This window comes from Sphingomonas sp. NBWT7 (assembly GCF_014217605.1).
GTDB lineage: Bacteria > Pseudomonadota > Alphaproteobacteria > Sphingomonadales > Sphingomonadaceae > Sphingomonas.
In genome coordinates this window covers 1,832,863-1,852,763 of record NZ_CP043639.1, presented here as the reverse complement: position 1 = coordinate 1,852,763, position 19,901 = coordinate 1,832,863, and the positions used below count along the sequence as shown (strand labels likewise).

The 19,901-nt window shown below is 68.7% G+C and carries 17 protein-coding genes; 12 read left to right on the top strand and 5 right to left on the bottom strand.

Annotated features, from left to right (window positions below):
* Positions 1-139: 139 nt before the first annotated feature.
* Genes F1C10_RS09210 through F1C10_RS09200 form a run of 3 tightly spaced genes read right to left on the bottom strand, consistent with a single transcriptional unit; the run spans position 140 to position 3,565 of the window.
* On the bottom strand, positions 140-937 hold the full coding sequence (locus F1C10_RS09210; RefSeq protein WP_185205603.1) for an IclR family transcriptional regulator: 798 nt from the start codon (positions 935-937) through the stop codon (positions 140-142).
* Positions 934-1,818, bottom strand: a complete 885-nt coding sequence (locus tag F1C10_RS09205; protein WP_185205601.1) for a 3-keto-5-aminohexanoate cleavage protein — start codon at positions 1,816-1,818, stop codon at positions 934-936. Before F1C10_RS09205 ends, F1C10_RS09210 begins: the two co-directional genes overlap by 4 nt.
* A gap of 1 nt (position 1,819) precedes the next feature.
* Complete coding sequence (locus F1C10_RS09200) at positions 1,820-3,565, bottom strand: amidohydrolase family protein (RefSeq protein ID WP_185205600.1); 1,746 nt, start codon at positions 3,563-3,565, stop codon at positions 1,820-1,822.
* Positions 3,566-3,675: 110 nt separating this feature from the next.
* Between F1C10_RS09200 and F1C10_RS09195 the strand changes: the two genes are divergently transcribed.
* From F1C10_RS09195 to F1C10_RS09160, 8 genes are all read left to right on the top strand, one after another.
* The gene (locus tag F1C10_RS09195) at positions 3,676-4,374 is read left to right on the top strand and encodes a nitroreductase (RefSeq protein WP_185205598.1); all 699 of its coding nucleotides are present in this window, start codon (positions 3,676-3,678) and stop codon (positions 4,372-4,374) included.
* 156 nt (positions 4,375-4,530) lie between these two features.
* On the top strand, positions 4,531-5,448 hold the full coding sequence (locus F1C10_RS09190; protein ID WP_374939346.1) for a heme o synthase: 918 nt from the start codon (positions 4,531-4,533) through the stop codon (positions 5,446-5,448).
* The gene (locus F1C10_RS09185) at positions 5,448-5,600 is read left to right on the top strand and encodes a hypothetical protein (protein ID WP_219729820.1); all 153 of its coding nucleotides are present in this window, start codon (positions 5,448-5,450) and stop codon (positions 5,598-5,600) included. Before F1C10_RS09190 ends, F1C10_RS09185 begins: the two co-directional genes overlap by 1 nt.
* Complete coding sequence (locus F1C10_RS09180; protein WP_085808789.1) at positions 5,597-6,142, top strand: cytochrome c oxidase assembly protein; 546 nt, start codon at positions 5,597-5,599, stop codon at positions 6,140-6,142. The genes F1C10_RS09185 and F1C10_RS09180 overlap by 4 nt, the downstream gene beginning before the upstream one ends.
* 35 nt (positions 6,143-6,177) lie before the next feature.
* Positions 6,178-7,101 carry a cytochrome c oxidase subunit 3 gene (locus tag F1C10_RS09175; RefSeq protein WP_185205596.1) on the top strand — a complete coding sequence of 308 codons (924 nt, stop codon included), beginning with the start codon at positions 6,178-6,180 and terminating at the stop codon, positions 7,099-7,101.
* An 87-nt stretch (positions 7,102-7,188) separates the two neighbouring features.
* The gene (locus tag F1C10_RS09170) at positions 7,189-7,839 is read left to right on the top strand and encodes an SURF1 family cytochrome oxidase biogenesis protein (RefSeq protein WP_258042815.1); all 651 of its coding nucleotides are present in this window, start codon (positions 7,189-7,191) and stop codon (positions 7,837-7,839) included.
* A gap of 79 nt (positions 7,840-7,918) precedes the next feature.
* Positions 7,919-9,316 carry a threonine synthase gene (thrC, locus tag F1C10_RS09165; RefSeq protein WP_185205594.1) on the top strand — a complete coding sequence of 466 codons (1,398 nt, stop codon included), beginning with the start codon at positions 7,919-7,921 and terminating at the stop codon, positions 9,314-9,316.
* A 151-nt stretch (positions 9,317-9,467) separates the two neighbouring features.
* Positions 9,468-10,994, top strand: a complete 1,527-nt coding sequence (locus F1C10_RS09160) for a peptide chain release factor 3 (protein ID WP_185205592.1) — start codon at positions 9,468-9,470, stop codon at positions 10,992-10,994.
* A gap of 195 nt (positions 10,995-11,189) precedes the next feature.
* On the opposite strand, the gene F1C10_RS09155 is transcribed toward F1C10_RS09160, so the two are convergent.
* On the bottom strand, positions 11,190-13,550 hold the full coding sequence (locus tag F1C10_RS09155) for a TonB-dependent receptor (protein ID WP_258042814.1): 2,361 nt from the start codon (positions 13,548-13,550) through the stop codon (positions 11,190-11,192).
* A 154-nt stretch (positions 13,551-13,704) separates the two neighbouring features.
* Between F1C10_RS09155 and F1C10_RS09150 the strand changes: the two genes are divergently transcribed.
* From F1C10_RS09150 to F1C10_RS09140, 3 genes are read left to right on the top strand one after another with little or no spacing between them, the layout of a single operon-like run.
* On the top strand, positions 13,705-14,319 hold the full coding sequence (locus F1C10_RS09150) for a TetR/AcrR family transcriptional regulator (RefSeq protein ID WP_185210162.1): 615 nt from the start codon (positions 13,705-13,707) through the stop codon (positions 14,317-14,319).
* A gap of 10 nt (positions 14,320-14,329) precedes the next feature.
* Positions 14,330-14,509 carry a hypothetical protein gene (locus F1C10_RS09145; RefSeq protein ID WP_066778880.1) on the top strand — a complete coding sequence of 60 codons (180 nt, stop codon included), beginning with the start codon at positions 14,330-14,332 and terminating at the stop codon, positions 14,507-14,509.
* 58 nt (positions 14,510-14,567) lie between these two features.
* A complete protein-coding gene (locus F1C10_RS09140; protein WP_258043151.1) occupies positions 14,568-15,692 on the top strand; it encodes an NAD(P)/FAD-dependent oxidoreductase in 1,125 nt (374 codons plus the stop codon).
* A gap of 33 nt (positions 15,693-15,725) precedes the next feature.
* Here the strand turns inward: F1C10_RS09140 and F1C10_RS09135 are convergent, their stop codons facing one another.
* Positions 15,726-17,240: a M23 family metallopeptidase gene (locus F1C10_RS09135; RefSeq protein WP_258042813.1), complete on the bottom strand. Its 1,515-nt coding sequence runs from the start codon at positions 17,238-17,240 to the stop codon at positions 15,726-15,728.
* A 187-nt stretch (positions 17,241-17,427) separates the two neighbouring features.
* On the opposite strand from F1C10_RS09135, the gene F1C10_RS09130 reads away from it, so the two are divergent.
* Positions 17,428-19,890, top strand: coding sequence for a helicase-related protein (locus F1C10_RS09130; RefSeq protein ID WP_185205589.1), 2,463 nt, complete (start codon positions 17,428-17,430; stop codon positions 19,888-19,890).
* Positions 19,891-19,901: the final 11 nt, after the last annotated feature.

The window sequence follows — 19,901 nt, the reverse complement described above, 5'->3', positions numbered from 1 at the left end:
TCGAAGGGCTTGTGTCTTGAAACGATGCTTCGAGACGGCACTTCGCCTTTGGCTCAGCACCTCCTCAGCACGAACGGCGGTAGGGTGTGCGGTACGAAAGGAGGTGGGGTGGGCGGAAGGATAGGCGGCGAGCCGAGCATCACCGGCCGTCGGCCACGGCGGCGACGGTCTGCAGGCGATCGACGATCACCGCTTCGTCGGGGTGCGGGCCGGCGTCGAACATTGCGGCGGCGAGGACGTGGACGAGCGGGCCGTCGCGCTCGACCGGCACGGCAACGCCGAGAATGCCGGCGTTGACGTGGCCGCGATCGATCCCGACGCCGCTGCGCCGCGCGGTGGCGACCTCGCCCAGCCAGGCGGCGTAATCGGGTGCGATCGCCCAGGGGACGGCGTCGAACCCCTCCCTGAGGGCATCGCCGTCGAGATCGCCGCGCGCCGCGACAAGACGGCCCATCGCGCCGAGCAGCATCGGCAGGCGGCGACCGATGGTGAAGGCGACGCGGATCGTCGCGGACGAATCGGCGACGTGGATCAGTTCGACCGCGTCGCCGACGCGGCGCCACAGCCCGATCGTGGCGTGCAGTTCCTGCGCGGCGGCGGCCATCGCGGGGGCGGCGCGGCGCACCGGATCGTCGTCGCCGACGAGCGGCGCGGCGAGATCAGCGAGGCCGCGCGCGAGCGTGTAGCGCTTGGTCTCGCGATCAAAGGCGACGAGCCGTTCGTGCTCGAGCGTGCGCAGGATGTTGAGCGCGGTCGAGGTATTGAGACGCTCCTCGCGCACGATATCGGACAGCCGAAGCGCGGCGCGGTGGCGGCCGAGGCAGCGCAGGATGGCGACCGCCGCGATCACCGCGCCGACCGGCTTGGCGAGATGCGTGACGTTGCCCGCGCCGCGATCGGCGGCGTCGAGCAGCGCGCTCGGCGCGGCCGCGCTCACCGCGGAAGCTTCAGCAGCGCGGCGGCTTGCGCTGGCGTCGCGATCGGACGGCCGGCGGCGTTCGCCAGATCGACGACCTGCGCAATGAGATCGAGATTGTTCGGCTGGCGCTCGCCGCCCCAATCCTCCAGCCCGACGCGGACGTGGCCGCCGCGTTCGATCGCGAGCTTCGCAAGGCCAGTCTCGACGACGCAGTCGCCGATCGCGGCCACCGCCCAGGGCAGGTCGGCGCCTTCAAGCAACTCGAGATAGGCGTCGAGCGCCTTTTCCGACGGCGGCAGGCCGAAGGTGACGTCGCTTCGCTTGCCATCGAGGAAGTTGTAGCGGCCGCCGAAATAGAGCTTCACGAACGCGCCCGCGGGAAGCTTGCCGGCGCGGTGATAGGCAAGCGTAGTGCGCAGCCAGCCGGGCTCGTAGATCGCGATCGCAGGGGCGAGCTTCTCCTGATCGTGCAGGTCGGCGAGCCAGGCGATGTCGCGATAGGTGGTGGCGTAGAGCACCGACGCGCCGGGAAGGCCATCGGGGCCATGCGTGCCGAGATTGACCGAGCCGGGATCGAACGCGCCCATCCGGACGCCGGCGCGCGCGAGCCCGCGATAGTGGCCGAACCGCGCCTCGACGTCGGGGCCGGTGGCGACGGTGCCCCACAGGATCGCGTCGGGACGCTGCTCCAGGACGGGCCCATAGCCTTCCATGTAGCGGTCGGCCGCGGCATCGCCGGTCATGTCCATCCGCTCGATATGCGTGTGGACGATCGCGGCGCCCGCCTCCATCGCGGCGAGCGCCTGCGCCGTGATTTCCTCGGGCGACACGGGAACGTTGGGGTTGCGCGCCTTTGGCGTCGCGCCGTTCAGCGCCGCTTCGATGATCAGCGGCGGCATGTCAGGCAGCGACCGCGGCGCGCTCGGCAGCAGCGGCGGGGGCGGGTTGGCGGCCGCGGATGAGCTTGCCGGGTAGCGCGTCGGTCGGCTCGCCGTTGCGGTAGATCACCTGGCCCGACTTGATCGTCGCGAGATAGCCCGTTGCCTTCTGCATCAGGCGGCGCGCGCCGGTGGGCAGATCATAGACCATGTACGGCTTGCCGAGTTCGAGCGCGTCGAAATCGATCACGTTGACGTCGGCGAGATAGCCCGGCGCGAGCAGCCCGCGATCGTCGAGCCCGACCGCCCTGGCGGTGTCGAGCGTCTGCTGCTTCACCGTTTCGGCGAGACCCAGCAGCGGCCCGCGGGTGCGATCACGGCACCAGTGGGTCAGCATGAAGGTCGGCAGGCTGACGTCGCAAATCGCGCCCACATGCGCGCCGCCGTCCGACAGGCCGGAAAGCGTATTCGGGTTGGTGATCATCGCGTGGACGTTGTCGAGATTGCCCTCGACGTAATTGTGCATCGGGAAGAACAGAAAGGCGCGGCCGTCGTCCTCGAGCAGCGCATCATAGACGAGTTCGTCGGGGTGAACGCCCTGCCGCTCGGCCTCGGCGGCGAGGCTGGTCGAGGGATCGGGCTCGTAATCGACGCGATCGGTGATGCGGAACATCTTGTGTTGCGCGCCGGCGACCGAGTTGACGAAGGGGTGGTCCTTCTCGGGCATCTCGGCGATCAGCCGGGCGCGATATTCGGGGTCGCGCATCCGGGCGACCTTCTCCTCGAGCGGCAGGTCGGCGATCTCGCGATAGCTCGGGCGGCTGATGAAGGGGTGGACCGAACCCTGCAGGCCGAGCATCAGCCCGACCGGGCGGCCGGCGATCTGCGCCTTGAGCGAATACCCCTCCGCGACCGAGGCATCGAGTCGCTCGGTCAGTTGGCGCCACTGGTTGGGGACGACATCGGCCTGAACCATCGAGAAGCTCAAGGGCTGGCCCGAGATCTTCGTCAGGTCGCGCACCAGGCTGAATTCCTCGTCCATCTCCTGGAAATCGGACACCCATTGCAGCACGCCGGTGCCGGCATCGGCGATGCCGCGCGCGATCGCCTCCATCTCCTCGCGCGCGGCGCGGACGGTGGGGGTGAGATCGCCGTCGGCGGTGCGGTGGACCATCGTGCGCGTGGTGGAGAAGCCGAGCGCGCCGTCGCGCAGCGCCTCGGCCGTCAGCCGGCGCATTTCCTCGTTTTCTTGCGGCGTCGCGGGATCGCGGTCTGCGCCGCGCTGGCCCATCACGTAGACGCGCAGCGCGCCGTGCGGCACCTGGACGGCGACGTCGATATCGTGCGGCAGCTTGTCGATCGCGTCCATATACTCGCCGAAGCTCTCCCACTGCCACGACAGCCCTTCGTGAAGCGCGGCGCCGGGGATGTCCTCCACCCCCTCCATCAGGCGGATCAGCGTGTCGTGATCCTGCGGGCGGACGGGCGCGAAGCCGACGCCGCAATTGCCGACGACGACGGTGGTGGCACCGAGCGTCGACGAGGGGTCCATCCGCGAGGCCCAGGTGATCTGGCCGTCGTAATGCGTGTGGATATCGACCCAGCCGGGGGTGACGAGCTTGCCGGTGGCATCGATCTCGCGCGCGGCGGGGCCGTCGACGCTGCCGATCGCGGCGATACGGTCGCTCTTGATCGCGACGTCGCCGACATAGGGCGTACCGCCCGAACCGTCGACGATCGTGCCGCCGCGAATGACCAGATCGTACATGGCCCTCTCCTCATTGATTTTGCGGCGATGGTGACTTCGTCGTAGGGATGAGGCAAGGTTTATTCGCGTGGAAGAAAAACATTCTCGATAGAGAAAAGAAAGGACGAGGCATGCAGGCGACGGCGACAATCGATCGGACGGACCGCGACGACAGTGATGTGCTCTACGATCTGCTGCGCGAGCGGCGTTCGGTGCGCGGGTTCAAGCCCAATCGGGTGCCGGCCGATCTCCTCGAGCGGGTGATGGACATGGCGCAGCTCGCCCCGTCGAACTGCAACGTCCAGCCGTGGACGGCGCACGTCGTGTCGGGCGAGGCGGCGGAGCGGATGCGCACGGCGCTGCACGATGCGGCCAAGAGCGGCACCAAGATGACGCCCGATTTTCCGCTGACCGGCGCCTATCCCGGCCATTATCGCGGGCGGCAGATCGATGCCGCCAAGTCGCTGTTCGCGGCGACCAACGTGGCGCGCGACGACGTGCCGGCGCGGACCGAATCGTTCCTGCGCAACTTCCGCTTCTTCGACGCGCCGCACGCGATGTTCCTGTTCATCCCGGCGTGGGCGGGGATGCGCGAGGCGGCGGACTGCGGAATGTACGCACAATCGTTCATGCTGGCGCTGGCCGCCAACGGGCTGGCGTCGTGCGCGCAGGGGGCGTTGAGCCACCATGCCGAGATCGTGCACCGCGAGCTCGGCGTCGGTGAGGATCAGAAGCTGCTGTTCGGCATCGCCTTCGGTTACGAGGATGCGGCGCATCCGGCGAACAGCGCCCGTACGGTGCGTGACCGGGATCACGTGCTGCACGGCTGAGAATCGACGGCGTCTCGCCATCACGGACGGGTTGGTATCGGCGCGGGGGGTAGCTGGCTCGCGCCCCGCTGCTGCGTGCCGCACCAGTATAGGTGAGCCGAAGCGGTGCCGGCATCGAGCGGCGCGACGCCCTTTCCCCTCGCGACGCATCGGCGTATGGCGCGTCCCGAACCGATGACACCGACCGCCCCCCTGCTACCGCCGGCCGACTGGCGCGATTTCCTGGCGCTGACCAAGCCGCGCGTGATGACGCTCGTCGTCTTCACCGGGCTGTGCGGCATGCTGGCGGCGCCCGTGCCGATCCACCCGGTGCTTGGCTTCACCGCGATCCTGTGCATCGCGCTGGGCGCCGGCGCGGCGGGCGCGCTCAACCAATGGTATGAGGCGGATATCGACGCGGTGATGAAGCGCACCGCGCAGCGGCCGCTGCCCGCGGGGCGGATGGATCGGCAGGCGGCGCTCCACTTCGGCGTGGGGCTCAGCGCCTTTTCCGTGATCCTGATGGGGCTGGCGCTGAACTATGCCGCCGCGGCGATCCTGGCGATCTCGATCCTGTTCTACGTCCTCGTCTATACCGTGTGGCTCAAGCGGCGGACACCGCAGAATATCGTCATCGGCGGCGCGGCGGGTGCCTTTCCGCCGCTGATCGGCTGGGCCGCGGCGACGGGGCAGGTGGCGCTGCTGCCGCTGCTCCTGTTCATGCTCGTGTTCCTGTGGACGCCCCCGCATTTCTGGGCGCTCGCCCTGTTCGTCGAGACCGACTACGCCAACGCCGGCGTGCCGATGCTGCCGGTGGTGGCGGGCGAGCGGGTGACGCGGCGGCAGATCGGCTTGTACACGATCCCGATGGCGTTCGTCGCGATCGCGCCGTGGCCGCTAGGTCTGACAGGTGCGATCTACGGCGTCGTATCGCTGGCGATGACGGCGTGGTTCGCGCTGCTGGCGGTGCGCGTCGCGGCGCGCACGACCGGCGCGGACGATGCGATGCTGCCCGAAAAGGGCCTCTTCAAATTCTCGATCCTCTATCTCTTCGTGGTGTTCGGCGCGCTCGTCGTCGATCGGTGGATGGCATGATGCAAGACGATGACAGGCTGACGCAGGAAGAGCTGATCCGGCGGCGCCAGAAAGGGCGCTCGATCGTGATGGCGCTGCTGCTGGGGGCGTTCGTGATCCTGGTGTTCGCGATCTCGCTGGTGAAGATCCAGCAGGGCGTGACGGTCGGATGATCCGCGTTTTCTCCGGCAAGGCGCGCACGGCGGCGCTCGCGGTGCTGGGCATTTGCTTCATGACCGGCCTCGCCTTCGCCAGCGTGCCTTTGTACCGCCTGTTCTGCCAGGTGACCGGGCTCAACGGCACGACGCAGCGCGGGCTGGTGGCGCCCGGCGCGGTCGGCGGTGAGATTCGCGTCGATTTCGACGCCAACACCAACACCCGGCTGCCGTGGCGCTTCGCCCCTGAACAGGCCAGCCAGACGGTGGCGATCGGCGCGCGCACGATGGCGTTCTTCACCGCGACCAACCGCGCGGCGCAGCCGGTGACGGGCACGGCGACGTTCAACGTCACCCCCGACCAGGCGGGCAAATATTTTACCAAGATCGAATGTTTCTGCTTCACCCAGCAGACGCTGAAGCCGGGTGAGACGGTGCGCATGCCGGTGATCTATTTCGTCGATCCCAAGATCCGCGACGATCCCGACGCGCGCGACATCGACACGATCACGCTCAGCTACACGTTTTACCCGGTGGATTCCGGCAAGACGCCGAGCTAAGCGGGTCGCAACAGCGTACTGACAGGGAAAGCCAGATGGCCGGCGCCAAGAACCACCAATATCATATCCTGCCCCCCGATCCCTGGCCGATGATCAGCGCCTTTTCGGCGCTGGCGATGGCGGCGGGCGGCATCATGTGGATGCACGGCGGCCACGTCGGCAAGCCGAACGGCGGCGGGATCCTGTTCTTCGCGGGCCTCTTCGCGGTGCTGTTCTCCGCGTACAGCTGGTGGCGCAACGTGATCAAGGAAGCGCATGCCGGCGATCACACGCCGGTGGTGCAGCTGCACTTCCGCTACGGCATGATCCTGTTCATCGCGTCCGAAGTGATGTTCTTCGTCGGCTGGTTCTGGGCATATTTCGATTTCGCGCTGTTCCCCGACGCGATCGCCTTCGTGGACGGCGCGGTGGAGCGCAGCAGCGACGCGGCGGCGATCATTGCGCAGTGGCCGCCCAAGGGGTTGGAAGTCATCAACGCGTTCGAGCTGCCGCTGCTCAACACGCTGATCCTGCTGCTGTCGGGCACCACCGTCACCTGGGCTCACCATGGGCTGATCCACAACCAACGCGGCGGCGAGAAGCGCGGCGCGTGGGGTCTGCTGGGCGTGGGCGAGCGCGACAGCGTGCTGAAGGGACTGTGGCTGACGATCGTGCTCGGCCTGATCTTCAGCGCGATCCAGGCGTACGAGTACATGCACGCGCCGTTCCCGTTCAAGGGCATCAACTACGGCGCGTCGTTCTTCATGGCGACGGGCTTCCACGGCTTCCACGTCGTCATCGGCACGATCTTCCTGATCGTCTGCCTGATCCGCGCCTACAAGGGCGAGTTCACGCCCAGGCAGCACTTCGGGTTCGAGGCGGCGGCGTGGTACTGGCACTTCGTCGACGTGGTGTGGCTGTTCTTGTTCGTCTCGATCTACATCTGGGGCGGCTGGGGTGCACCGGTCCACGGCGGCTGACCGGCACCATCGATGAACATGGCGAGGGCGCGGTTCCGCAGGGACCGCGCCCTTGCTGTTTGGGGCAGGCGGGCGACGGGTGAGATCATGACGGGATCGGTGATGGACGGGGCGCGGCGGGGGGGACGGCGGGTGCCGATCGTGGCGTCGCTGATCGTCGCGCTGGCGATCGCGCTGATGATCGCGCTCGGGCTGTGGCAGTTGCTGATCCGCTTGCCCGAGAAGGAGGCTCAACTCGCGCAGCTGGCGGCGAATCCGAGGCGGCCACCGGTTGCCTTTCCGCTGGCGCCCGACGATTCGCTGCTGTTCCGGCGCAGCGCTGCGATGTGCCGCGAGGTGGTCGGGATCGGCCGGGCGGGGGCAGGGGGCGCAGGATATCGCCTGATCGCCGACTGCCGTTCGGCGCCCAGCGCGCCGATCTTCAAGGTGCAGCTGGGAACGACGCGCGATCCGATGCGCATGGTAAGCTGGCCGGGCGGGGCGGTGAGCGGCTGGATCAGCCACGCGCCCGATGCAACGCCGCTCGGGCTGCGGCTGATCCGGCGCGTCCCGCAGCAGATGCTGCTGGTTGCCGACCGCCCGATCGGTGACCTTTCGGCGAACACGCGGCCCGACGTCGGCCTCGTGCCGAACAATCACCTCGCCTATGCCGGCCAGTGGTTCTTCTTCGCTGCAGTGGCGGCGGTGGTGTACTTCGTGGCGCTGCGTCACCGATCGCGCGCGCGCCGGGAGCCCTGAGGCGGCAAACCGGCGTTCGGTGGCGGGATAGACGAGCTACGGTTGTTCTCGACCGGCTGGGCGGCTAACCGGCGGGTCCATGCGCTACATCAGTACCCGCGGGACCGCCCCGACGCTCGACTTTCGCGGTGCGACGCTCGCCGGGCTCGCGTCCGACGGCGGGCTCTACGTGCCCGAGCACTGGCCGACGCTGAGCCGCAACGCGATCGCCGGCATGGCGGGGCTGTCGTACGTCGACACGGCGGTGGCGGTGATGGCGCCGTTCGTCGGCGACGCGCTGTCGCACGAGGAACTGCGCGCGCTGTGCGAACAGGCTTATGGCCGCTTCGCGCACGCCGCGGTGACGCCGCTGCGACAGCTCGATCACGACCAGTGGGTGCTCGAGCTGTTCCACGGCCCGACGCTGGCGTTCAAGGACGTGGCGCTGCAGCTGCTTGGGCTGCTGTTCGAACGATTCCTGAAGGATGACGATGGCGCACCGCTGACGATCGTCGGCGCGACGAGCGGAGATACCGGATCGGCGGCGATCGATGCGGTCGCCGGACGCGCGGGAATCGACATCTTCATGCTGCATCCTGCCGGCCGGGTGAGCGAGGTGCAGCGACGTCAGATGACGACGGTGCAGGCGCCCAACGTCCACAACATCGCGATCCGCGGCGATTTCGATACCGCGCAGGCGCTGGTGAAGGCGATGTTCAACGATCGCGGCTTCGCAGGGCGGTTCCGGCTGAGCGCGGTCAATTCGATCAACTGGGCGCGGCTGATGGCGCAGGTGGTCTATTATTTCTACGCCGCGGTGCGGCTCGGCGCGCCCGAGCGCGCGATCACGTTCAGCGTGCCGACGGGCAATTTCGGCGACGTCTTTGCGGGCTATGTCGCGGCCAAGATGGGGCTGCCGATCGCCAGGCTGATCGTCGCCACCAACGTCAACGACATCCTGCACCGCGCGCTGTCGAACGGCGATTATTCCTCGGCGAGTGTGGTGCCGACCGCGACGCCGTCGATGGACATCCAGGTATCGAGCAATTTCGAGCGGCTGCTGTTCGACCTGGGTGGGTGCGACGGCGTGGCGCTGGCGGGGCAGATGGGCGGGTTCGAGACGTCGAAGGCGATGCGGCTGACCAACGCGCAGCACGAGGGCGCGGCGGGGCTACTGACGAGCGCCAGCATCGACGCCGATGGCATGGCGATGGCGATGCGCTGGGCGTGCGAACATGCTGGCGAGGTGATCGATCCGCACACCGCGATCGCGCTTGCCGCCGCGCGTCAGGCAGGTGTCACCGCGCCGATGGTGACGCTGGCGACCGCGCATCCGGCGAAATTCCCCGAGGCGGTCGAGCGTGCGACGGGGGTGAGCCCGAACCTGCCGTCGCGCGTCGGCGACCTGTTCGAGCGCGAGGAGGCGTTCGTCACGCTCGACGCTACCTTTGGCGCAGTGAGCGACTATATCGCCGGACGTGCGACGCCGCGCGCCTAATCCACGTCCGTTCACCCTGAGGAGGGGCTGAGCGCAGTCGAAGCCTCGTCCCGAAGCGCACCCGCTGTGCTTTGAGACGGCATTTCGACTGGCGCAAGGCATCCTCAGCACGAACGGATCTTTGTGTACGTCCTTCTATTCGAGACCTGACATGCCATCCCCCCGCCGTACCTTCGCGATCATCTCGCACCCTGACGCCGGCAAGACGACGCTGACCGAGAAGCTGCTGTACGTCGGCGGCGCGATCCATCTGGCGGGCGAGGTCAAGGCGCGGGGCCAGAACCGGCGCGCGCGATCGGACTGGATGAAGATCGAGCAGCAGCGCGGCATCTCCGTCACGTCCTCCGTCATGACGTTCGAGAAGGACGGCGTGTTCTTCAACCTGCTCGATACGCCGGGGCACGAGGATTTCAGCGAGGACACGTACCGCACGCTGACCGCGGTCGATTCGGCGGTGATGGTGATCGACGCGGCGCGCGGCATCGAGGCGCAGACGCGCAAGCTGTTCGAGGTCTGCCGCCTGCGGAACGTGCCGATCATCACCTTCGTCAACAAGGTCGACCGTGAGGGGCGGCCGGTGTTCGAGCTGCTCGACGAGATCGCCGATGTGCTTGCGCTCGACGTGTGCCCGATGAGCTGGCCGGTCGGCATGGGGGGCACGTTCGAGGGCGTGCTGGATCTCAAGACCAATCGCATCAGCCGCCCCGATGGCGACAGCCGGACGTTCCAGGGGCGCACCGAGGAGGCGCCCGAGCTGCCGGCGGAGGTGGCCGAGGAGATCGAGCTGGCGCAGGCGGGCTATGCGCCGTTCGATGCGGAGGCGTATCGCGCCGGGGACTTGACGCCGGTCTACTTCGGATCGGCGCTGAAGGATTTCGGCCCGGCCGAGCTGATCGCCGCGCTGGCCGACTTCGCGCCGCCGCCGCGCCCGCAGCCGGCGGAGCCCGCGCCGGTGCAGCCGGACGAGAAGGACGTCACCGGCTTCGTCTTCAAGGTGCAGGCCAACATGGACCCGCAGCACCGTGACCGGATCGCGTTCATGCGGCTGTGCTCGGGCACGTTCAAGCGCGGCATGAAACTGACGCCGACCGGCCATGGCAAGCCGATCGCGGTGCATTCGCCGATCCTGTTCTTCGCGCAGGATCGCGAGATCGCCGACGAGGCGTTTCCGGGGGATATCATCGGTATTCCCAACCACGGCACGCTGCGCGTCGGCGACACGCTGAGCGAGAAGCCGGGGGTGCGGATCACCGGCCTGCCGAACTTCGCGCCCGAAATCCTGCGTCGTGTCGCGCTGAAGGACCCGACCAAGACCAAGCAGCTGCGCAAGGCGCTCGACGATCTGTCCGAGGAGGGCGTGATCCAGGTATTCTATCCCGAAATCGGATCGAACTGGATCATCGGCGTGGTCGGGCAGCTTCAGCTCGAGGTACTGCTGTCGCGGCTGGAGGCGGAATATAAGGTCGGCGCCAATCTGGAGCCGTCGCCGTACGATACCGCGCGCTGGATCTCGTCGGACGACGCGGCGGCGCTGAAGGACTTCATGGACCTCAACCGTGGCGCGCTGGCGAAGGATCGCGACGGCAATCCGGTGTTCCTCGCCAAGAGCGCGTGGGAAGTGGGGTATATTGCCGACCGCTATGCCAAGGTGACATTCGCCGCGACGCGCGAGCGGTGAGGCGGGTCGGCGGGTGCTGAATAGGATGGTTGCTTTCGGATTATATCGCGGCGGCTGCTGATTGGATGAGCGTCGTGACGGCGGCAACGACGGCAAAGCCGTCGTCGGACGATCGACTTCGCCGTCGCCGGCCGTGACGGCCGATGCCCGCGTGGCGGGCACCGGCGCCGCGGCGCAGCGCGGCGCCTTCGGCCATCAGAACCGGAAGCCGGCGGTTACGTTCCAGGTGCGTGGGTCGCCGTAATAGACCGTCTGGATATTACCGACGCTGGAGAATTCCTGCCCGTCGGTCTTGTACAATTCCTTGGTCAGGTTCTTCACGCCGCCACGCAGATAGTAGCGGCCGCCCGGCGCGTCATATTGCACGAAGGCGTTGAACAGCGTGTAGCCGTTTTCCGACAGGCCGGGGCGGTTGTCGACCGACAGGAATTGCTTGTCGACGAAGCGCATGTCGCCGCCGACCGTCAGGCTGCCCGCGGTGCCGAGCGGGATCGCATAGTCCGACGCGAGGCTGAAGGTGATCGGCGGCGCAAAGGCGGGTTTGCAGACGATCGCCTGGCCGGTGGGGTTGCATGAGAAGCTGGCGGCCGGCGCGCGCCGCGCGTCGTCGAACTCGCGATACTTGGCGTTGAGGTAGCCAAAGCTCGAACGGATCGCCCATTCGGGCACCGGGCGCACCGCGATCTCGCTCTCGATCCCCCAGATGCGCAGCTTGCCGGCATTGAGCACGGGCAGCGCGCCGCCGCTGGTGCCGGTGTTGTTGCCCGCGCCGACGCGCGCCTGGAAATTGCGGTAGTCGGAGTAGAAGGCGGCGCCCGACAGGCTGACGCGCCCGCCGAGGAAATTGCCCTTCGCGCCGGTTTCGTACGTCCACACCGTTTCAGGCTTAAAAAAGGGACGAATGACGGGCTGGCCGTTCACCACCTCCGTCACGTCGTTGAGCGAGTTGACGCGGCCGTTGAACCCGCCCGATTTGAAGCCGCGCGATGCGGACGCGTAGAGCAATGTATCGCGCGTCGGCTTGAACGACAGCGTGGCGGACGGCGTCCAGGCATCGAACGACACCTCGTTATCCGCGTTGAGCGGCGCGGGCAGATTGCCCGGGAAGGCGAAGGTGATGTTGTTGAGCGCGGGCAGCGTCGAGACGGTGCGTGTGAAGCGATCGTAGCGCTTCGTCTCCTTGGTGTAGCGCAGCCCGCCGGTGACCGAGAATTGGTCGGTCAGATCGTAGGTCAGCTGGCCGTAGGCGGCGTAGCTGTCGAGCCGCTGATCGTCGTCGATGAAGCGGGTGAAGGTGAAGGGGACGGCCGGCGTCAGTTCGAACAGGCTGTCGGCATAGGCCTCCTGATGCGACGTCACGTCCTCGCGCAGATAGTAGAGGCCGAATACGCCGTTGACGCGATCGCCGGCGTATTTCAGCTGCAGCTCTTGGCTGAACTGCTGCTGCCGCACGCCGACGAAGACGTCACCGAGCTCGAACTCCGTCGCATCGATATCGATGAAGGCATCCGAATTCAGGTCGCGAAAGGCGCTGATCGAGGTGAGCGTGAAGCCGCCGCCGAGGTTCAGGTTGGCGGTGAGCGCGATGCCGGCGTGATCGAGGTCCTGGTCCTGGCCGGGCGCCAATGAAGTGCGTGCCTCGTAGCGGAAGCGGCGGCCGAGTGGATAGGCAGGTGCGAGCACGCGCGTGCCGGTGGTGAAGCTGGTCGCGATCAGCGGCGCGGTCGCCTGGCCGAGCGTCGGCGCGGTGCGGATCCGGGTGTAGTCGCCCGCGAGGCTGAAATCGAGATCGTCGGTCGCCTGGAAGCGCAGGATCGCGCGGCCGGCCAGCGTGTCGCGATCGTTGAACTTGCGGCCGGTGACCGGATCGGTGACGAGGCCGTCGCGCTTGTCGTAGACGCCGGCGACGCTCAGCGCGACGCGATCGGTGACGATCGGCGCGGAGACATAACCGTTGACGAGCCACTGGTCGTAGCTGCCGTAGGTGACGCTGCCGCTGGCGCGGAAGTCGTTCAGATCGGGCTTGCGGCTGACGATGTTGACCGCGCCGCCGATCGTGTTCTTGCCGTAGAGCGTGCCCTGCGGCCCGCGCAGCACCTCCATCCGCTCGACGTCGAACAGGTTGAACAGCGCGCCCTGGATGCGGCTGATGTAGACGCCGTCGACGTAGATGCCGACCGCGGGATCGAACGTCTGCAGCGCATCGGGCTGGCCGATGCCGCGGATGAAGATGTTGGCGTTGGTTGAGGTACCGCGGCCCTGGACGAGGTTCACGTTGGGCACCGCGCCCTGGATGCCCGAGATGTCGAGCGCCTGGCTCTTCGACAGCTGCTCCGCCGACAGCGCGCTGACCGCGATCGGCACGTCGACCAGCCGCTCCTCGCGCCGACGTGCGACGACGACGATCTCGCCGCCGGCATCGTTCGCGAGCGCTTCGGCCGTGTCGGGCGCGGGCTCGGCGGTCTGCGCGTAGGTCGGCAGCGCGGTGAGCAGGCTGGAGGCGAGAAGCGCCGAAGCAAGCGGCAGACGACGCATGGCGGACGTGCGGAAAGTCATGGGATATCCCCCCCGATGATGAACCGGCGCCCCTGTGACGCCGCCCGGTCTCGGCCGGGTTGTGAAACGATGACGCGTCCAATAGTGAAAGCTGAACCAGGTTTCAACTTGGGAATGGGAGGGCTAGGTGAGCGAGGCGACGAATGGCGAGGCGATGCCGCCCGAACCCAAGGCGCCGCGCACCGCGCGTGGGCGGCGCACGCAGCGCGCGATCCTCGACGCGGCGATGGGCGAGTTCGGCGAGCGCGGCTTCCACGAAGCGTCGATCAGCACGATCACCAAGCGCGCGGGCGTCGCGCTTGGCAGTTTCTACACCTATTTCGATTCGAAGGACGCGGTGTTCCGCGCGCTGGTGCGCGACCTGTCGGACCGGGTGCGCGACCATGTCGGCCCAGCCATCCGCGCCGCACCCGATCAGATCGCGGCCGAGCGCGCGGGCCTGGTCAGCTTTCTCGACTTCGTGCGCGGGCACAAGGCAATTTACCGCGTGATCGACGAGGCGGAGTTCGTCGATCCGGAGAGCTTCCGCCTTCATTACTCGACCACGGCGGAGCGGATCGCCGAGCGGCTGCAGGCGGCAGCGGCGCGCGGCGAGTTGCGCGGCGACGTGGGCGAAGTCCACGCCTGGGCGATCATGGGGATGAACGTGTTCCTGGGGCTGCGCTACGGCGTGTGGGACGACGATCCCGCGATCGACGCGATCGGCGATACGATCGCCGCGATGCTGGCGCGCGGATTGGCGGCAGACGGCGACGCCGCCGCACGCTAAAGCCCCCGCCATGGCCGAACGCTTTGAGAGACACCGCCAGCCGTGGCGGCCCGACGAGATCCAGAAGCTGCACACGCTGGCGAAGAAGGGAATGGCGCTGAAGGCCATCGCCAAGGCGCTGACACGCAGCGAGGAATCGGTGAAGGAACAGGCGAAGAAGGACGGCCTGTCGATCGCCAAGCTGCACTGAGCCGGTGGCAAGCGACCCTTACGACGCGATCGTGCTGGGGGGCGGCGCGGCGGGGCTGATGTGCGCCGCGATCGCCGGGCAGCGCGGGCGGCGCGTGCTGGTGATCGATCACGCGGAGAAGGTGGGCAAGAAGATCCTCATTTCGGGCGGGGGGCGGTGCAACTTCACCAACCTCGGTACGGTGCCCGAGCGCTACCTGTCGGCGAATCCCCATTTCGCGCGATCGGCGCTGGCGCGCTACACGCCGGCGGACTTTCTGGCGCTGGTCGAGCGATACGGCATCGCGTGGCACGAGAAGACGCTAGGGCAATTGTTCTGCGACGGATCGGCGCGGCAGATCGTGGCGATGCTGGTGGCGGAATGCGATAGGGGCGGCGTCGAGTTCGCGCTGGGGAACGATACCGGCGCGGTGATGCACGCCGATGGCCTTTTCACCGTCGCGAGTGGCGCCCGGACGTATCGCGGCGCGGCGCTGGTGATCGCGACCGGCGGGCCGGCGATCCCGCAGATGGGGGCGAGCGGCTTCGCCTATGATCTGGCGCGGCAGTTCGGGCTGAAGGTAGTCGAGCCGCGGCCGGCGTTGGTGCCGCTGACGCTGGGCGGCGAGGACCAGAGGTTCCGCGCGCTGGCGGGCGTCGCCACGCCGGTCGTCGCGCGCGCGGGCAAGGCGGCATTTCGCGAGGCGATGCTGTTCACCCATCGGGGCCTGTCCGGTCCGGCGACGCTGCAGGCATCGTCCTACTGGCGGCACGGCGAGCCTGTGACCGTCGACCTGGTGCCCGATCAGGATGCGGGCTGGCTCCGTGCGGCGAAGCGTGCCAACCCACGTGCAGGCGGGAACAAGGTGCTGGCCGGAGCGCTGCCACAGCGGCTGGCGGACGCGCTGGCCGACGAACTCGACCTCGCCGGCGAGTTGGGCGGCCAGACCGATGCGAAACTCGCCGCCGCGGAGCAGACGCTGGCGGCGTGGCGCTTCACACCGAGCGGCAGCGAGGGCTTCGCGAAGGCGGAGGTGACGGTTGGCGGCGTATCGACGGCCGAACTCTCATCGCAGACGATGGCGGCGAAGAAGGTGCCGGGGCTGTACGTGATCGGCGAGGCGGTCGACGTTACCGGGTGGCTCGGCGGCTACAACTTCCAGTGGGCGTGGGCGAGCGGCGTCGCAGCGGGGCAGGCGATCTAGTCCGACGCACGTGGAAGCACGCCGCAACCAGGTTCAGTGCGCGGGGGCGACGCCCAGCAGGCTCGCGACCTTGGCCTTGAACGCGCGCAGCTTCTCGCCCGACAGCGTCGCTACGCTCGACAGCGAGATCGAGCGTGGGTTCACGTTGACGCCGTTTTTCCACACTTCCCAGTGGAGGTGCGGGCCGGTCGACAGACCGGTCGACCCGACGTAGCCGATGATCTGGCCGCGCTGCACGCGCTGCCCAGACGAGACGGCGAAGCGGCTGAGATGGCCGTAGCCGCTGGCGACGCCGCTGCCGTGATCGAGCTTAATGAAATTGCCATAACCGCGGTTGCGGCCCGCCATCGCGACGCGCCCGTCGATCGGGGCGTAGATCGGCGTGCCGCTGGGCGCGGCGAGATCGAGCCCCTTGTGCATGCGCAGGAAGCCGAGCAGCGGATGGCGGCGCATCCCGAAGGTCGACGAGACGCGACCCGACACGGGCATGCCCATGAAGCCGCTGCGCTTGACCTGGCCGTTGGCGTCCCAGAACTGCCCGCCGTTGCCATCGCCGTCTTCCCAGCGCACGAGGCGGAGCTTCTTCGATCCTTGATCGAGCCCGGCATATTGCAGCTGGCCAATCTGCACTTCGCCGGTCGCGGCGCGCGCGTGATCGGCGATGATGTCGAACCGGTCGTTCGCGCCGATGCCGCCGATCGAGGTGCGCGCGGCGATCGCCTTGATATAGGCCCCGACTAGCTTCGCCGAGGCGCCCGCGGCGCGCGCCGAACGATAGAGGCTGGCGCCGACCAGTCCCTGGATGCGCAGCGGCGTGCGATCGATCGCGATCGGGCGCCGCTCGAGCGTCAAGCCGCCCTCCTGGCGGTGCAGCGCGAGGTTGAGATCGAAACGTGCGCGGAACGCGAGCTGCTCGAGCGGGCGCGCGGTGCGGCGATCGTGGCGGCGGCCGAGCGTGAGATCGAGCACGGTGCCGGGCTGGAGATCGCCCAGCGCGACCGCGCCCGCGACGAGATCGGCGGCGCGCGCGGCATCGGCGCGGCCAACGCCGGCGCGCTGGAGCGCGGCGCCGAAGCTGTCGCCGCTGCCGAGCGTCGCGGTAAGCTCGATCACCGGGCGTTCGGGCGTTTCGGCGAGCGGGCGGACGAGATCGTTCGCCGCCATCCGCCGGCCGGTCGAGGCGCCGAGGCCGAGCGGGGCGATCGACAGCGTGCGCGCTTCCTCGCGCTCCGCACCCGTCATCCCGGTCGCGACGAAGCCGGGGATCGGGCGGATGCCGGGATTGGTCAGCGTGACGGTGGCGATCAGCCCGACGCAAGTGGCGAGGCCGCGCCACCACGTGACGCTGCCGATCCGCGCGCCGAGATCGGGCACCCAATCGATCTGGTGCAGCGCGCCGCGCATGCGATCGTGCAGCGGCACCTGCCGCACCGGCACGATCGCCCGCCCGAAATCGCGCGACCGGGCAAGGCCACGCGAACCGGCGGCCCCGGCAAGCTCAAGTCCTGGCTGCTCGCGCAGAAACACGGCGAGAAGAAGCGCCCCCAAACGCAAAACTGGTCGCCGATCCACCCCCGGCGCAGGCAGGAGCGTTGTGATCGCGAGATGCTAAAGTCAAATTAACCGCAGGCGCCCACGACTCGCCTTGCGCCGAAGCGTGGGCCGGGCGCGGCGAAACGGCCGGGCACGATTCAGCTAGTTGATTCAGGCGCGATTGCGCCCGATGTTCAGCGGCATGCCTGGCCATGACAACGCCCGCGTTACCGCGGTTCTGGGGCCGACCAATACCGGCAAGACCCACCTCGCGGTAGAGCGGATGGTGGCGCATTCGAGCGGCATGATCGGCTTTCCGCTGCGGCTGCTGGCGCGCGAGGTGTACGACCGCGTCGTCGCGATGAAGGGGCCGGAGCGCGTGGCGCTGATCACCGGCGAGGAACGCATCGTGCCCAAAGACGCGCGCTGGTTCCTGTGCACCGCGGAGAGCATGCCGATCGACCGCGACGTCGCCTTTGTCGCGCTCGATGAGGCGCAGCTGGGCGCGGATGCCGAGCGCGGGCACGTCTTCACCGATAGACTGCTGCACGCGCGCGGGCGCGAGGAGACGATGATCCTCGGCTCGGCGGCGCTCAAGCCGGTGGTGCGTGCGCTGGTGCCGGGTGTCGAGATCGTCGAGCGGCCGCGCTTCTCCGACTTGTCCTACGCCGGTGCGAAGAAGATCAGCCGCCTGCCGCGCCGCTCGGCGATCGTCGCGTTCAGCGCGGAGGAAGTCTACGCCGTTGCCGAGATGCTGCGCCGGCTGCGCGGCGGGGCGGCGGTGGTGATGGGCGCGCTCAGCCCGCGCACCCGCAACGCACAGGTAGCGATGTTCCAGGCCGGCGAGGTCGACTATCTGGTCGCCACCGACGCGATCGGCATGGGGCTCAACATGGACGTGGCGCACGTCGCCTTCGCCGGGCTGCACAAGTTCGACGGCAAGCGGCGGCGGCGGCTGTTCACCGCGGAGATGGCGCAGATCGCGGGCCGTGCGGGGCGGCACCAGCGCGACGGCACGTTCGGCGCGATCGCGGAAGAGGGCCCCGACGCCTTTCTGCCCGAGGAAGTGCTGGCGATCGAGGAACATCGATTTCCCACGCTCGACACGCTGTTCTGGCGCGAGGGTGCGCCCGATTTGTCGAGCGTCGACGCGCTGCTCGCCTCGCTCAGCGCGCCGCCGATGCACGATGCGCTGCGTCCCGCGCCCGAAGCGGTCGATCTTGCCGTGCTGCGCCGGCTGACCGACGATCCGGCGGTGCGCGCACGGGCGCGTGGGCAGGTCGATCGGCTGTGGGCGGCGTGCAGCATTCCCGATTTCCAGAAGCTGGGCGTCGAGCCGCACGCACGGTTCGTCGCGCGTGTATTCGGCTATCTCGCGGAAGGATATCTGCCGCACCAGTGGTTCGCCGATGAGGTGGCGCGGCTCGACCGTGCCGATGGCGACGTCGAGACGATCGCCGGGCGCGTCGCGGCGATCCGCACTTGGGCGTATATCGCGCAGCGCCGCGACTGGCTCGCCGACCCTGCGCACTGGGCGGCGCGCACGCTGGCGGTAGAGGAGCGGCTGTCCGACGCGCTGCACGCCAGCCTGACGCAGCGTTTCGTCGACAAGCGGACCAGCGCGCTGATGAAGCAGATCGGCGCGGGGGCCGGCGCGCTGCCGGTCGAGATCGGGCCGCAGGGCGAGGTGACGATCGACACGCATGCGATCGGGCGGCTCGACGGCTTTCGTTTCACCGTCGCGCCCGAGGCGCGGGCGAGCGACAAGCGACTGCTGCTGGCGACCGCCGAGAAGCGGCTGGCGAGCGAGCGGCGGTCGCGCGGCGAGGCGCTCGTAGGGTCGGCCGACGATGCCTTCGTGTTGGAGCCGGGTGGCGGTATAGTGTGGGGCGGCCATGTCGCGGGGCGGCTGGCACGCGGTCGCTCGCTGGCGCGGCCTGTCGTCGTACTCGACGATGCGCTCAATTGCCTCGATCCGGCGCAGCGCCGCGCGGCGGCCGAGCGGATGCAGCGCTGGGTGGAGGGGCAGATCGCGGCGCACCTGCCAGCGCTCACCGCACTGGCGACGATGGCGCGCGATCCGGCTGCGACGCCGGCGCTGCGCAGCGTAGCCGGCGCGATCGAGGCGAGCGGTGGGCTGACGCCACGATTGCCGGTCCGCGTCGCGGTGGAGGCGCTGACCGGTGCTGACCGCCAGCGGCTGCGGCGTGCCGGCGTGACGATCGGCGCGCTCGACCTGTTCGACGCGCGGCTGCTGCGACCGCGCGCGCGCGGCTGGCGGGCGGCACTGCTCGCCGCGGCGGGGCTGGCGGTGCCCGATGCCCCGCGCGACGGCGCGAGCGTGCTGCCGCGCGGCGCGCCCGGCGCGGTGATCGAGGCGGGCTACCGGCCGCTCGGCGCGCAGGCAGCGCGCATCGATCTGGTCGAGCGGATCGCGCGCGCAGCGCATGACGCGCGCAACGGGCGGGCGCCGTTCGTGCCCGATCCGGCGCTCGCCACGTCGATCGGGTTGGAGGCGGGGACGATTGCGCGGCTGATGACAGAATTAGGCTTCCGCCCGCTGCCCGAGGGCCGCTGGGCATGGCGCGGGCGACCGCCGGCCAAGGTTGCCGCACCGCGCCGCGACAACGCCTTCGCCGCGTTGGTGGAACTAGGGCTTGGCTGACGCTCAGGATG

What these genes read in the sequence shown, in the direction of transcription:
- F1C10_RS09170 (WP_258042815.1), top strand. Translation starts at nt 7,189, where the DNA reads ATGACGGGATCGGTGATGGACGGGGCGCGGCGGGGGGGACGGCGGGTG.
- F1C10_RS09180 (WP_085808789.1), top strand. Translation starts at nt 5,597, where the DNA reads ATGATCCGCGTTTTCTCCGGCAAGGCGCGCACGGCGGCGCTCGCGGTG.
- thrC (WP_185205594.1), top strand. Translation starts at nt 7,919, where the DNA reads ATGCGCTACATCAGTACCCGCGGGACCGCCCCGACGCTCGACTTTCGC.
- F1C10_RS09150 (WP_185210162.1), top strand. Translation starts at nt 13,705, where the DNA reads ATGCCGCCCGAACCCAAGGCGCCGCGCACCGCGCGTGGGCGGCGCACG.
- F1C10_RS09130 (WP_185205589.1), top strand. Translation starts at nt 17,428, where the DNA reads ATGCCTGGCCATGACAACGCCCGCGTTACCGCGGTTCTGGGGCCGACC.
- F1C10_RS09195 (WP_185205598.1), top strand. Translation starts at nt 3,676, where the DNA reads ATGCAGGCGACGGCGACAATCGATCGGACGGACCGCGACGACAGTGAT.
- F1C10_RS09205 (WP_185205601.1), bottom strand. Translation starts at nt 1,818, where the DNA reads ATGCCGCCGCTGATCATCGAAGCGGCGCTGAACGGCGCGACGCCAAAG.
- F1C10_RS09140 (WP_258043151.1), top strand. Translation starts at nt 14,568, where the DNA reads ATGTGCGCCGCGATCGCCGGGCAGCGCGGGCGGCGCGTGCTGGTGATC.
- F1C10_RS09200 (WP_185205600.1), bottom strand. Translation starts at nt 3,565, where the DNA reads ATGTACGATCTGGTCATTCGCGGCGGCACGATCGTCGACGGTTCGGGC.
- F1C10_RS09145 (WP_066778880.1), top strand. Translation starts at nt 14,330, where the DNA reads ATGGCCGAACGCTTTGAGAGACACCGCCAGCCGTGGCGGCCCGACGAG.
- F1C10_RS09160 (WP_185205592.1), top strand. Translation starts at nt 9,468, where the DNA reads ATGCCATCCCCCCGCCGTACCTTCGCGATCATCTCGCACCCTGACGCC.
- F1C10_RS09175 (WP_185205596.1), top strand. Translation starts at nt 6,178, where the DNA reads ATGGCCGGCGCCAAGAACCACCAATATCATATCCTGCCCCCCGATCCC.
- F1C10_RS09190 (WP_374939346.1), top strand. Translation starts at nt 4,531, where the DNA reads ATGGCGCGTCCCGAACCGATGACACCGACCGCCCCCCTGCTACCGCCG.
- F1C10_RS09185 (WP_219729820.1), top strand. Translation starts at nt 5,448, where the DNA reads ATGCAAGACGATGACAGGCTGACGCAGGAAGAGCTGATCCGGCGGCGC.
- F1C10_RS09155 (WP_258042814.1), bottom strand. Translation starts at nt 13,550, where the DNA reads ATGACTTTCCGCACGTCCGCCATGCGTCGTCTGCCGCTTGCTTCGGCG.